Genomic DNA, 14,412 nt, shown 5'->3' on the forward strand with positions numbered 1-14,412 from the left:
CTTCTTATTTTTCACCAAGCAAAATATTGTTCACCCTGTTACTTCATCCGTTTGTACCTTGATATTCCTCCTCGCGGGTAATGTTATATCATAAGAATACCTGTTTTAATGTGTATTCAATTTACCCTTGCTGTCTGTAAATACCGCCAGCTTATCGATCATGCGCTGACTTGCTTCATTTAGTCCGGTCAGTCTTACTTCATTGTTATTCTCTCTGTATTTCAAGATGATTTTATCAATCGAGCCTACAGCAGAATCATCCCAAACATGAGAATTGGAGAAGTCAATGACAATGTCGCGATCTTGTACAGACAGATCAAAGGATTGTTCAAATGTCGTGGTAGAGGCGAAGAATAATTGCCCCTTCACTTTGAACACCTGTTTCTTGACATCCTCCGCTGGCTTGGTCACTTCCAGTTTCGATATCTTCGCCACGAAGAACACAGCGCTTAAGATGACACCAGCAATAACTCCTTTGGAGAGATCATGAGTGGCAACGACAATAATTACGGTAACCACCATGACGATGGCATCCGAACGGGGCGCTTTTTTCAAATATTGGAATGAAGACCAATCAAACGTCCCGATACAGACCATGACCATGATTCCAGCCAGAACGGGCATCGGCATTAGGACTACCAGATCACCAAGTACAAGAATCAGGAACATAAGAAACAGCCCTGCCACAAGCGTAGACAAACGGCTGCGTCCGCCTGATTTTACGTTAATCATGGACTGACCGATCATGGCGCATCCCGCCATACCACCGAAGAACGCTGTGACGAAGTTTGCAATCCCTTGCCCTCTAGCTTCACGATTCTTGTCGCTCTCTGTATCTGTCATATCATCGACAATGGAGGAGGTAAGCAGTGATTCAAGCAAGCCGACAATTGCGAGTGCGAAAGAATATGGTAATATTATCTGTAGTGTTTCGATAGAGAACGGTACATCAGGGATCAGAAATGACGGTAAGGTCTGAGTAATGTTCCCCATATCTCCTACGGTCTGGAGATTAAATCCTGTAAATACGGATACAACAGTTAACACGACGATGGCAATCAATGGTGCAGGAATGGCCTTGAAGAATCGAGGCACGACGTATACGATAAGCAGTGTTATACCTAGGAACACATAGGTTGCGCCATTGATGCCCCAGAAATAAGGGACTTGCGCCATAAAGATCAGAATGGCCAGTGAATTGACGAAGCCAATCATGACGGCGCGTGGAATAAACTTCATCAGTGTAGCTACTTTGAACACACCTAGCAGAAACTGAATAATACCTGTTAAAATGGTAGCTGCAAGCATGTACTCGATCCCGTGCTCCCTCACCAGGGGAGCAAGAACCAAGGCCATGGCCCCTGTCGCTGCTGAGATCATCGCTGGTCTGCCGCCAGCAAAAGCAATGATTACAGCAATACAGAAGGAAGCATACAAACCGACCATAGGGTCCACACCCGCAATCAGTGAGAAGGCAATGGCTTCCGGGATGAGCGCAAGAGCTACAACAATTCCGGACAAAATATCAGCTCTTACATTAAAAAACCATGTTCTCTTGAGATTTTCTAACACTTTCTCTCCACACCTCTTTATCTATTTTTGAGAACCCGACTTTTAAGTCTCATAAACGTCAAGTCATCATATAAATGCAAGTTATCAATACCTTCGTTAGTTTATCATGGATCGTTCCAAAATGGAACCTTTTTGAGACTAGTGAATGTCAAGGAGTTTAATACATGCTAATCGGATATGTAAGACCTTATCAGGACGATTTACAATGTAACCACCAGCAAGCCGTATTGGCACAATATGCCTGCGATCATATCATTGCCGAGGAGCATGGCTCCGCCAAGAAACGAACTGCGTTGTACGGTCTATTAGACAAGCTCGTGCCCGGCGATCATATCGTTGTTGCTAAATTATTTGCACTCGCTGATTCAACGAGGCACCTGGCCGAACTGCTCGATGAGCTGCGCAATAGAGACTGCTATCTTATTTCCGCAAAAGAAGGGATCAATACAAGTACTTCTACCGGTTTGGCCTTTCAAGAGATGGTGCACCAACTGCTCGACTTTCAAAGTGATGTAATTAGTGAGAAGACTAAAAAAGGGTTATATGAAGCAAAACAGAAGGGGATAAGACCCGGACGCCCCAAAAAACCAGACGAAAACGTCAAAAAAGCGATTGTTATGTATCAAAGCAATCAATATAGTCTGGCACAGATAAAAGACGAAACTGGAATCAGCAAATCTACACTGTATCGTTATCTTGATTCCGAAAATTAAACTTGGAGGAAATGGCATGGCCACGATAGATGATTTCGTAAAGCTGGATATCCGCATCGGCACCATTGTTAAGGCAGAGGCTTTTCCGGAAGCAAGAAAGCCGGCAATCAAGCTGGAGATCGATTTTGGAGAACTCGGTATCAAGCAATCCTCTGCACAAATCACCAAACGGTATACGCCCGATGAATTAATCGGAAGGCAGATTACGGCAGTTGTAAACTTCCCTCCGCGCCGAATCGCCGGCTATGTATCTGAGGTTCTCGTACTCGGCGGCATTCCTGAAGAAGGCGATGTCATCTTGCTGAGACCCGATGAAGAAGTGCCTAATGGAACACCGATCGCTTAAAAATTGCAATCTCGAACCGCACAAAGGAGCAGACCTTTGATTTTCAATTAATCAAAAGGTCTGCTCCTCTGTTCATTTTACAAATCGGATCGGCCATGAACACTCATCTGCTCCATTCATTAGCCGAGTATAACGAATCACTCGTTAGGCTGCTCCAGAACCAAGACCTCAGTCCAAGAATGACCTCCGTCTCCCGTTCGATAAATTGCAGGATGCATGAGGCTTGTATCTGCCATCCAGCCTTTATTCCGCTCAGTGAAGGAAATGTCACTATCGTATCCTTGAATAGACGGCAGGTTCGTCCACGTCTTCCCGCCATCGGAAGAGCTTCCCACGCCGATCTTCTCCCCTGCCGGCGAGAACCCAGCGAGATAGGCCGCTCCATTTACAAGCGATAAATTCCCTGGATGCCCGGCAGGTGCTGCAGGACCGACATCTGTATACCCTGGTTCGTCGCCAGGCGCGGGTCCGGCTCCTGCTGTATCTTGACCGATCACTTTGACAAAGCTCTGACCAGCATTGCTCGAAGCGTATACGGCGTAGGATTGCTGAGACATGCCAGCCCCTCCGTTCAGCCTCACCCATACCTCCTGGCCGTTCACGGCGATTTTACCGCCACTGACTGTCTCCGAGGATACGGAGAGACGTACCTTCCAGCCTGTGCCGCCATTTGTCGTTTGATGCAGCTTATATCCGTATCCCGGATGAACTGTCAGTGCATAACCTTTCTTCGCATCTGTGAATACCGCATATCTGGTATTCGTCGGGGTGGCTATCTTGCTCCAGCTGCTGCCTCCATCGGAGGTATGGTAAGTGTAAGCCTGGGAGTAGCCAAATCCCTCATCCTCCTTAGTAAAATCGATACGCTGCAGATACATGTCCCCCGTTTTTATCTTCGTTAATGACTTACCACCATCATCCGTATGCAGTAGCGCATTCGGTCCGCCACTTGAGGATTTCGCCAGCGCATAACCTACTTTATTATTGATAAAATCAAGCTGAGTGAACTGCCAAGTTCCTGTATAGATGTTCTGCCAGTGATCACCGGCATCGGATGTGCCAATCATATATCCATTACCTGCTGCACGTCCCGTCGTCTCGTTTAAGAACTGAATGTCACTAATATAGAAGGCCTCTCCTCCTGCAGGCTTATTCCCTGTGAGCTCACTCGTATCCTGAGCTGAGACCGTACCCAATGCAGTCATAGATCCTGTCAGCGCTAAAGTTAAGGTTAATTTCGTTAATCTAGCGAATGGAGCTAGTCTTCCGGTTGCTCTGCTTCCCATGATTCATTCTCCCCTTTATGTCAACAGCTTGTATACTCTTGCTTCAAATGGCTTTAATGTGAATGGCTTAGAGATGCCCTTATCCTGAATTTCATAGTTATGAATCAGCAGCTGTGAATCGGAGTACTTAATATTTTCATTAAGCATGAATTCCGCTTCCTGTTCTGAGAAATTTAGCACAACGATGAGCATCTCTTGTTCTAGTGATCTTGTATAGGCATAGATCTGCTCGTCCTCCTCATGTAGCAGCTCATAATCACCATACACAATAATAGGATGTTCTTTTCTAAGCTGAATCAGCTTCTGATAATAGTAAAACACCGAATTCGGATCTGACAGTGCCTCTTCAACATTGATTGCTGTATAGTTCGGATTCAGCTGAATCCAGGGTGTACCAGTCGTAAATCCAGCATGTTCACGTTGATTCCAGTGCATCGGTGTTCTAGCATTGTCTCTGCTTCGCTCATAGATTGACTGCATTAACAGATCATGCTGATGCCCGGACTGAGTATACTCGTGGAACATATTTAAGGTTTCAATATCCCTATAATCTTCTATCGAAGCAAAATTCACATTCGTCATTCCGATTTCTTCCCCTTGATATATATAAGGTGTCCCTTTCAGCGTATGCAGCAGAGTGCCCAGCAATTTGGCCGATTCTATTCTATACCGATCATCATTTCCGAAACGTGAGACCATTCTCGGCTGATCATGATTGTTCAAATACAGGCTGTTCCAACCTCGATCCTTCAGCGTTTGCTGCCATTTGTGCATTACCCGCTTGAAATCGGTCAGTTTCCATGGAATGATATCCCATTTACCAAGCGGTCCGCTGCCTACATTCATCAGCTCGAAATGAAATACCATGTTTAATTCGTTTCGATCCTCCGCTACGTAATTGACGGCCTCTTCAGGTGAAACATCCAGACATTCACCAACGGTCATAATGTCATACTTCGATAACACCTCCCGATTCATTTCCTGCAAATATTCATGCACTTTCGGTCCGTTCACAAAATACTTCCCGCCCCAATGATATAGAGAATCTCCTGTTTCCTCGGCATCTGGAAAGCGCTGATCCTTTGATATGAGGTTAATAACATCCATACGAAATCCATCAATGCCTTTGTCCAGCCACCAGGTCATCATCTGGTACACTTCCTTGCGGACCCGCTCGTTCTCCCAATTTAAATCAGGCTGTTTCTTGGAGAATAGATGCAGATAGTACTCATCCGTTTCGGGCTGATGCTGCCAGGCAGAACCGCGAAAATAAGACATCCAATTGCTCGGTTCCTCTCCATTCTTGCCTGGCCGCCATATATAGTAATCTCGATACCCATTATCCATCGACTTCTGTGCTTCTACGAACCAAGCATGCTCATCTGAAGTATGATTGACGACTAGATCCATGATCAGTTTCATTCCACGTTCATGCAGGCCTTCAAGGAGCTCCTCCCAATCCGCCATCGTTCCAAACTCATCCATAATCTGTTGATAATGCCGTATATCGTAGCCGTTATCATCATTTGGTGAGTCATAGACAGGACACAGCCATACGACATCTACGCCGAGTTTTTTCAAGTAATCCAGCTTCGAAATGATTCCTTGAAGATCACCAATACCATCTCCGTTGCTATCCATGAAGCTGCGCGGGTATATTTGGTATACAACACTTTCTTTCCACCACTGTTTTTTCATATCTGTCTTACGCACTCCCCTTCTCTGCTGACTTTAACTAGCTTTAAATATTAATTACTTTCTTATATAGTTATTTAACCAATATACTTCATTACTTATTTCCATTTTTCTAGTTTGTCCAATCTAGATCTTGAACATTAGGAAGTAAATACTAAAAAAGACGAGAAGAAATCTCCCGTCTCTACTCATGATTTAATTTAAAAACTCATCTTGTGATCATAGATACCATGGACTCAAATTGATCGCAGTATATAGAAGTGGAAAATTCGCTCTTAATATGCTGCTCAGCAGCAGAAATAATCTGATTCCTTAAACCCCGGTTTCGCATCAAAGTGAGAGATTCACCTACCGCTTGCTTGATATCTCCGAGGTTATAATATTTGCCTGTTACATTGTGCGTAATAAACCGCTTTACTCCATCCGAGTCGGTAGATAGTACAGGGCATCTGCATAGCATTGCTTCTGCAACAGCATAGCCGAAGCCCTCTTTAATCGAGGTCGAGCACAAGAATCCTCCTGAATCTCCGATAATTGATAAATAGTCCGCCATTTGCTCATGAGGAATATTCGAGTATCGAATCAATCGCTCAGACAAATTTAGTGTACGTACACTAAATTCGAAATAATCTTTCTGCGAGGGATCGGATAGGGTATCATCATCAAACATCCATAAATACAGATCCGGAATTTGCTTTCTCAGCTCAAAACCGATTCTTAAGTATTCGCTCCAATTCTTATTCTGTTCGATGCGGCCGATCCAGCCAATAATCGGATAGGATTTAGGGGGATAGGACACATATCCAAAGTGCTCCGTATCAAGAGGGTCGTCAAAACAGAACTGAGGGATCGCAGGGAAGATTTGCTCAAACCATTGCTTCAGATGCGAAGTACGGGGATATAACAACGCGTCTGCATATTCTCGAATTCCTGAATCAAACACCTCCAGCAGCTCAAGAGCAGTGTCTGTCGTACCCAGTCCTTGAATCTCAAAGACCGCTTTGCCACGAAAGCCCATTTCTTTTATCTTTTGAAGCAGATGAATGTCTGTACAAACGACGATGAAGTCATAATTCTCTGATTCAATAATACGCTTGATTTGCTCGTTATCATTAGTTACAAACGTTTTAATCCCTTTTATATTCTTACGTCCTTCTCCATCGACCGCATATAATAAATGGCATTCATAGCCGCGAGCCATAAGCGCCTTGCTTCTTATCCGATTTAACGTCTCCATACCACCGCTCGGATTAAAAAAAGTAAATAGTATTTTCATCCTCCACTACCACGCATTCATATATTTAAATTTTATGGCCTGCACAAGCTGCTCAGTTTTAAACAATTCGTTATAATAATCAAGCTTCTGCGGCAAATAAGGTGCGAACCGATAACCGATTTGTGAATGATCTGGTGTGTAATAATTAGACATTGCGCTTGGCTCGGCCTTCGATAATTCGATTAGCAAGGTTTCCATTTCCATCACGTCTGTTGTACATACATTGTTTAGAATCATTGTGTAAGGGGTTTGAATCATCTGAACCGCAATGAGACTGGCTACAATTTCATTTACTGTGGGATACCATTTGAAATCCGTTATGGGATGGGGGACTTTGGACAACAGCGCTTGAGCACTCTGATCTGTGGTCAGATCCAGCACATAGCAATAGTAATTACTAAAGCTTTGCTCATACAGATTCTCTAATCTCATAAGAGCTGCTTCATCTGCGATACTTATGGGAAACAACACCGTCACTTGAGGCTTCATTTTTCTTCTTGATCGGGCCAAATGACGTGCCAAATGATACGTATATCTCCATCTTCGATGCTGCTCACTTGATTTGAGTGTCGCCGACACGCTATAGGTCGAATTCACTCTGTAATCCATCAGCTCGACCGGGATATAACGAATCTCGCAATTCTCCGTCAAACGGAGCCAATAATCATAATCCTCAACAGGTACAAGATGATAACCATCAATCATTTTGGCATACTTGGACTTATACATGAACGAAACACCGATAATCGATGAATCCAGCAGCCTCTCCTTGGGTCTGCTCTGGTATTTTCGTAATGCAGCCAGCTGATGCTCATTATGAAGACGGCTTCCGTTATTATCAATGGACTGAAAGGAGCTGTACACCAGACCTAACTCATCAGATCCCTTCTTCAGCTCTCTGCGCAGCGTCTCCAGATAATAGGGATAATACACGTTGTCACTTGATACCCACGTCAAATATTCGATATGTTCGTCCAAGAACAAATGCTGGAATCCGGTATTAAGGGCATGCGCAACACCTTGATTATCGGGATAAGCTACGATCTTAACGCGCTTATCCTCCTTCACAATGCTCTTGATCAGCGGCTCCATCTCAGGAGCACCATCAATCACAATCACCATCTTGAATTTGCTAAAAGATTGGTTTAACACGGACTCCAGTGCTGCTTGGAGAAATTCGGGCTTCTGTACATATACAGGCATGACCACACCTAAATCAACCAAACCCCAATCACCTCTTCCTCCGCACATTTGGTTATAGTGTATGTATCGTTGGACAAATGGATTGTGCGTATGCCCTGATTTCCACAACTCGATCAAACCCGAAGAACCCATTGTTATAAAACAATGGGCAGATAAAATGTTCTATAAAATGAAACTTTGGCTGTATTAAATGGACAATGCAGAAATAGGAGTCAGTTCGGATTGAAGCACACCTTGCTCTGTAACAAGATTACCAAATTCATCTAAACCAAAAGTAGATATTGCCGCTTCTGTAAGGGTCGTGTCAATATTGTACTGCACTTCATAAGCCACATTTCCTGCAATATTAAATGAGCGAATGTCTGCGTTATCTGGAGCGATCGAATAACTGGAGACATATAACGGAGTAAGTGTCAAAGTGGTTATTGGAACGACGTAGACCACTACGATGATACTGGCAACAGAGTTCCCCACATTTCGAACACTAACTACCGCATTCGTAGCAGCTGTACCAAAAGCTCTTGTGTTTGTAATAAGTCCAGTAGTATACACGGGCATACCTTTCTCCTCCTTTCATCTTACACTATCATTTATATTCAGCAGATTCAGAGAGTTATAGACTAACACCTTTACATGTGCGGATTTATGACAAAAACGGGTGTTGTCCCAATCAGAACCGATGCTGTGTATATAGAATAAGAATAGATAAGACGAATGAAAGGGGGAGATTGCCGTTGACCAATTTTAATTTTCAAGTGACTCCAGTTGGTAATCCCAAGTTCGAACCTAGTGTCGCCGTGAATTATCTAATCCCCGGCATCATGGTCGCTACCGCAGTGGATACAACAACAGGAGTCCCGATCATTGGGGTATACCGATCCTTGAACGGTGGATTTTCTTGGTCCAACGCCCTCTTACCCCTTCCTCCAGGGTTCACAGGAGCAGAGGCTTCTGCGGTTGCTTATGCCTTTCCAAATATTTTTGTCATTACTGCCCATGCTTTTCCTGGCGCGTCTGACGGGACAGCGATCATTTATATATCTACCGACAATGGGGCAACATTCAGCGCACCGAGAATAGTAAATCAGGGATATGGTACTTATATAAATAATGATGAGACGAATGTCATATGCGATACGGCTCAGTCCAGTCCTTATTTAGGAAATATCTATGTGACCTACAATCACCAGTTTAATGTAGCGAATGCAGGGAACTCCACAGCCTTCTTCAGCAGATCAACCGATGGTGGTATTACGTGGCAGACACCTGTGCTTCTATCTAGTGAAGCGGATCAAGTCGAACGTCCGGAGGTAGCTGTAGGTCTAACCGGAACCGTGTACGGAGCCTGGATCACGACTGATCCGACAGGACGTTTTGTTGTTCGCCGTTCCTTTGATGGAGGAGTAACCTTTGAGCCTCCAGTTCTCGTCTCCACCGTTTCCCTCGTTCCTACTGTACTTCCCGTTCCCGGATACGGTTTTCGTGTCCTTACCTTTGCCAGCATTTCCACTGATCGCTCTATAGGTCCGAATACAGAGGCCGTTTATGCTGTATGGCAGGATTTTCGACTGGGGTACTCGGATATATTTATGTCCAAATCTACAGACCTCGGAGGAACCTGGTCTGCACCGGTAAGTATTACCGGCGCGCCAGCTGGTTCACAGAACTTCTTCCCTTCTGTTGATGTCGATCCACTTACCGGAGTCGTTAACATCATTTATTATAGCAATCAGATCAATGGGTTCAATCTTGATGTATACGTTGCCCGCTCCATCAATGGAGGTCAGACCTTTACTAACACACGGATCACCAATGTCTCATTTAATCCTAACGGTTCAAGTCCTACCCCAGTTCCGCTGATTGGTGATTACATTGATATTATCAGTGTTCCTCCAGGGGGTTACATTGGTGTCTGGACAGATACCAGTACCGGAGCTCAAACTATCTTTGCAGGATATTCGGATATTGTCATTACTTGAATCCATATACACCTGGTTTATTCGAACAAAAATAGATCATTCGTCAAAGAACGAATGATCTATTTTAACGCCTGCATGCCTCTAACACTGCTATTTGAGTCTAAAGGATGCCGTACTGAGTGCAATCAGCTCTCCACGAGGATTCGTAATTCTCGATTCCGCCGTAATGGATCGGCCCGTTTCATGAACAATTTTACCGGTAACCGTAAGATACTCCTGCTTCGCAGGCATCACAAAATGTACATTCAGATTGCTGGTAACACTGGAACGATGAGGATACTTCAGCATTACGGCAACACCCATCGTATTGTCCAATAACGAAGATAGAACACCGCCATGGACGATTCCCATGAGGTTCAAATGATGTGGAAGCGGATCAAGCGACACGACGACTTCATCATTTCCCGCCTGCTCCAATTTACATCCTAAATAACCCCAAAACGTAGATTCAGCTGCTTTTGTAATCGCCTCAAGGTACTCTCGTTGTTCGTCTGTCTGGCTGTGAGCATCTTCTTGCTCACGATCGATCCTGACCACTGCGCTCCCTCCCTTCTGTATTCACATATTTATCTTGGGCTGAAGGGACAATCGACATTAAATTACGCTGTCGGCTGCTCCTCATCCTCCTCCAGCAATTTCCGCCTTAGTACTTTACCGACCATGGTTTTGGGCAAGGACTCTCTAAATACATATTGTCTGGGCACTTTGTACGCTGCCAATTGACTGCGGCAGAACTGCTCGAGTGAAGCTGGATCCGGCTTAGCACCATCCTTAAGCACAATATAGGCCTTCACAGACTCCCCGCGATAGCTGTCCTTCATCCCAACAACGACGGCTTCCTTCACAGATGGGTGCTCATATAGCACCTCTTCAATCTCTCTAGGATAAATGTTGAATCCGCTTGCAATAATCATATCCTTTTTACGGTCAATAATCGTAAAGTATCCCTCTTCATCCATCGTAGCCATATCGCCTGTAAAGAGCCATCCATTGCGGATCGTTTCAAAAGTTTCTTCCGGTCTTCCCCAATATCCCTTCATCACTTGAGGACCTTTGACAATCAGCTCACCCGGCTCTCCGACAGGCATTTCCTCCCCTGTTTCAGGATGAATCACTCTTGCGTCAGTGTCTGGAAAAGGGATTCCAATGGTGCCGATCTTGCGTCTGCCCCATATTGGATTGGCATGAGTTACGGGAGAAGCCTCCGTGAGTCCATACCCTTCAATAAGCCGTCCTTTCGTCATTTCCTCGAATGTATCCTGAACCTCTACAGGAAGCGCAGCCGATCCGCTGATACAAGCATTAATAGACGATAAATCATATTCCTTGATTCTGGGATGATTGATCAGTGCAATATACATCGTTGGAGCTCCCGGAAATAGTGTCGGCTTCTTCTTGCGGATCAGGTTCAAGATCATATTCACTTCAAATTTAGGTACTAGGATCATCAGCCCGGCTCTGTATATGGCCTGATTTAACACACATGTCAGCCCAAAGACATGAAAACAGGGCAGTGCCGCTAAATAACGTTCCTTACCATCCTCCACTCGGTGACACCAGTTTCCCGACTGGATTGTATTGGCAATCAGGTTCATATGCGTGAGCATTACACCCTTTGGAACGCCAGTTGTACCACCCGTATATTGGAGCTGTGCCAATTCTTCCTTGGCATCGACGGACTCCAATATGGGATCGGCAGCGGCGCTGTTGATCAGTTTGGTGAAGGAATGGACTTGGTTATTGTAAGAAACTACAGGTAAAGGTCCCTCTTTTTTGGCCTTGATCGGATACAGCCACTTCTTAATTAGAGGCAGATAGTCTTTAACACCTGTAACGATCGTGTGCTTGATCTCCGTTTCCTGTACAATGTTCTCAACCCTGGAATAGAAGGTATCAAGTGTAATGATGATTTTCGCTCCCGAGTCCTTCATCTGGTGGGCCAGCTCACGTTCCATGTACAAAGGATTGGTCATCACCGCTACTCCTCCAAGCAGCAGCGTACCATAATACGCGATGACTACCTGTGGACAATTAGGCAGCATTATGGCTACCCGGTCCCCTTTCTTCACGCCTAAACCGCGCAGCACATTTGCCATCTGGTATGACAGCATCAGCAGCTTCTTATAGCTAATCGACTTGCCCATAAAATACATTGCCGGCCGATGGGGGAACTTCTGTGCTGATGTGACAAGAAACGCAGCCAAGTTCTGATTCGGATATTCACACGTCGGGGCCACTTCGGCCTCATAAAACGGCAGCCAGGGCTTATCGTTCATGATAATCATCCCTTTCATTCTCTTTTATCGAGAATGCTTCCTCGCTGACCTACTCCTCATCCAATACCATCTGATCTCTTCAGATTAAACTGTATAACGCTCGTTATGGATAACGCGGGCAGCGATACTGCGTTTGTACTGATTTGTGTTGACCGGATTGCTTCTCGTCAGTTTTTTGAGCACGGATAATTGCATACGCAGCATATCGCCCGACTCTATTGTCGTCAGCAGCTCTTTTGCCACAGATTCTACTCTGAGGAATGCTTCATAAGCAAACACTTTTGTCATTTCAATCATATTTAGCGCTTTCTCTTCAGAGGTTCTAGATGCTTGTTTGTTCGTACGGGCGAGTACACTCTCAAGTGCAAAAATATCAATCATCATATCGGCAAGACCTGCGAGCACTTCCTGCTCCTTCTCGAGCTTCGTCCCGTATTTCTGCACGGCAAGACCACCAACCAGCAGGAAAATCTTCTTACTCATCTCCAGGAAATGCCCTTCCTGCTCTAAAACACCTTCAAACGTTTGATTCGGCAGAATCTGTAGGATTTCGTTTTGAAGGGCCTGTGCCTTTTGGAGGAGTGCTAATTCCCCCTTCAGCGCCTTCTTCACCAGTGTGCCTGGGATCAAAAGTCGATTGATCTCATTCGTCCCTTCAAAAATCCGGTTAATCCGCGAATCGCGGTACAGCCGCTCAATTTTATATTCTTGAATGTATCCGTATCCGCCGTGAATTTGTACACCTTCATCCGCGATCACGTCCAGATTCTCGGAAGAAAACACCTTATTGATCGAGCATTCAATGGCATAATCGGAGATTGCCGCGGCAGCCAGTGTTCCTGCATCATCTGCTGTATAGTCAATATCCTGCATTGCCTCATCCAGCAGGCCAGCCGTGCGATATACCATACTCTCCACTGCAAATGTTCGAATATTCATCTCTGCCAGCTTCTTGCGGATCAGCGGGAAATTGGAGATCGGTGTCTCAAACTGTTTCCGTGTGTTGGCATATTTCGTACTGAGCTCAACCGCTTCCTTGGCCGCTCCCACGGAGCCTGCCGCCAGTTTGTATCTGCCAATGTTCAGGATGTTAAATGCAATTCGGTGACCTTTGCCAATCTCACCTAGCAGATTCTCCTTCGGTACCTTGACATCCTCAAAGTATAGCGGGCGTGTAGATGAGCCTTTGATTCCCATCTTCTTCTCTTCCGGTCCAAGTGTAAAGCCTTCCATTTCTTTCTCGACAATAAACGCAGTAAAGTGCTCCCCATCGATTTTGGCATATACAATAAAAATATCTGCGAATCCCGCGTTTGTAATGTAGAGCTTAGATCCATTCAGAATGTAGTGCTCACCGTCGTCCGATAACACAGCGGTCGTCTTTGCGCTCATTGCATCCGAGCCTGAGGTCGGTTCCGTTAAACAATAGGCGGCAATTTTTGTCCCTGAGGCAAGATCGGGCAAGTACTTTTCCTTCTGTTCCCGTGTACCGAAGAATACGATCGGCAGTGTTCCAATCCCAACGTGAGCACCAAAGGACAAGGCAAAGGAGGAGCCCTTCGCCAGCGATTCACTGATAATCGTCGAGCTCACTTTATCTAGTCCAATTCCGCCGAATTCTTCCGGCACATCTGCTCCAAGCAGTCCAAGATCACCTGCCTTTCGAAGCAGCTCTACGGTGAGATCATAGTTCAGCTTCTCGATCTCCTCATCTCTTGTCACCACTTCGCCGTCAATAAAATCGCGAACAGTCTCTGCAATCATTCGATGCTCCTCGGTAAAATCCTCAGGCGTCAGGATACGGTCAAGATCAGCCTTTTCAATGACAAAGCTTCCACCTTTGATCTTCGGTTCTTTGGTTTGGTTGTCGCTCATGAGTTTGGGCTCCTTTCGGGAATGGGGATGGTTGATTGATGAAGAATGTTCATGAATGTGAGTGGCTCGATGATGTTGCTGTGTGTGCGGCTGTGGGCGCTTCGATGATGCTGTGAGTGTAGCTGTGGGCGCTTCGATGATGGCTGTGAGTGCAGCTATGGGCGCTTCAATGATGCTGTGAGTGCAGCTGT

12 protein-coding genes are annotated in these 14,412 nt (G+C 45.2%); 3 read left to right on the top strand and 9 right to left on the bottom strand.

Annotation, left to right across the window (positions count from 1 at the left end):
• Nucleotides 1-105: 105 nt before the first annotated feature.
• The gene (locus TCA2_RS24670; protein WP_081872817.1) at nt 106-1,572 is read right to left on the bottom strand and encodes a SulP family inorganic anion transporter; all 1,467 of its coding nucleotides are present in this window, start codon (nt 1,570-1,572) and stop codon (nt 106-108) included.
• Between the two features lie 164 nt (nt 1,573-1,736).
• On the opposite strand from TCA2_RS24670, the gene TCA2_RS24675 reads away from it, so the two are divergent.
• On the top strand, nt 1,737-2,285 hold the full coding sequence (locus TCA2_RS24675) for a recombinase family protein (RefSeq protein ID WP_047914256.1): 549 nt from the start codon (nt 1,737-1,739) through the stop codon (nt 2,283-2,285).
• 16 nt (nt 2,286-2,301) lie between these two features.
• A complete protein-coding gene (gene csaA, locus TCA2_RS24680; protein WP_047914257.1) occupies nt 2,302-2,631 on the top strand; it encodes a chaperone CsaA in 330 nt (109 codons plus the stop codon).
• A 137-nt stretch (nt 2,632-2,768) separates the two neighbouring features.
• On the opposite strand, the gene TCA2_RS24685 is transcribed toward csaA, so the two are convergent.
• From TCA2_RS24685 to TCA2_RS24705, 5 genes are all read right to left on the bottom strand, one after another.
• Nucleotides 2,769-3,917 carry a hypothetical protein gene (locus tag TCA2_RS24685; RefSeq protein WP_052512291.1) on the bottom strand — a complete coding sequence of 383 codons (1,149 nt, stop codon included), beginning with the start codon at nt 3,915-3,917 and terminating at the stop codon, nt 2,769-2,771.
• Nucleotides 3,918-3,932: 15 nt separating this feature from the next.
• Nucleotides 3,933-5,615, bottom strand: coding sequence for an alpha-glucosidase (locus TCA2_RS24690; RefSeq protein ID WP_047914258.1), 1,683 nt, complete (start codon nt 5,613-5,615; stop codon nt 3,933-3,935).
• Between the two features lie 205 nt (nt 5,616-5,820).
• Nucleotides 5,821-6,888, bottom strand: a complete 1,068-nt coding sequence (locus TCA2_RS24695; RefSeq protein WP_047914259.1) for a glycosyltransferase family 4 protein — start codon at nt 6,886-6,888, stop codon at nt 5,821-5,823.
• A gap of 6 nt (nt 6,889-6,894) precedes the next feature.
• The gene (locus TCA2_RS24700; RefSeq protein ID WP_047914260.1) at nt 6,895-8,112 is read right to left on the bottom strand and encodes a glycosyltransferase family 2 protein; all 1,218 of its coding nucleotides are present in this window, start codon (nt 8,110-8,112) and stop codon (nt 6,895-6,897) included.
• Nucleotides 8,113-8,277: 165 nt separating this feature from the next.
• A complete protein-coding gene (locus TCA2_RS24705) occupies nt 8,278-8,649 on the bottom strand; it encodes a hypothetical protein (RefSeq protein ID WP_047914261.1) in 372 nt (123 codons plus the stop codon).
• Between the two features lie 176 nt (nt 8,650-8,825).
• Here TCA2_RS24705 and TCA2_RS24710 point away from each other — a divergent pair, with 176 nt between their 5' ends.
• A complete protein-coding gene (locus tag TCA2_RS24710; protein ID WP_052512292.1) occupies nt 8,826-10,070 on the top strand; it encodes a sialidase family protein in 1,245 nt (414 codons plus the stop codon).
• 90 nt (nt 10,071-10,160) lie between these two features.
• On the opposite strand, the gene TCA2_RS24715 is transcribed toward TCA2_RS24710, so the two are convergent.
• The 3 genes from TCA2_RS24715 to TCA2_RS24725 all read right to left on the bottom strand — a co-directional run bounded on the left by TCA2_RS24715 (nt 10,161) and on the right by TCA2_RS24725 (nt 14,221).
• Complete coding sequence (locus tag TCA2_RS24715; RefSeq protein ID WP_047914262.1) at nt 10,161-10,607, bottom strand: PaaI family thioesterase; 447 nt, start codon at nt 10,605-10,607, stop codon at nt 10,161-10,163.
• A gap of 62 nt (nt 10,608-10,669) precedes the next feature.
• Nucleotides 10,670-12,346: a long-chain fatty acid--CoA ligase gene (locus TCA2_RS24720; RefSeq protein ID WP_193746121.1), complete on the bottom strand. Its 1,677-nt coding sequence runs from the start codon at nt 12,344-12,346 to the stop codon at nt 10,670-10,672.
• Between the two features lie 84 nt (nt 12,347-12,430).
• On the bottom strand, nt 12,431-14,221 hold the full coding sequence (locus TCA2_RS24725) for an acyl-CoA dehydrogenase family protein (RefSeq protein WP_047914263.1): 1,791 nt from the start codon (nt 14,219-14,221) through the stop codon (nt 12,431-12,433).
• Nucleotides 14,222-14,412: the final 191 nt, after the last annotated feature.

It is taken from the genome of Paenibacillus sp. TCA20 (assembly GCF_000732325.1).
GTDB lineage: Bacteria > Bacillota > Bacilli > Paenibacillales > Paenibacillaceae > Paenibacillus > Paenibacillus urinalis.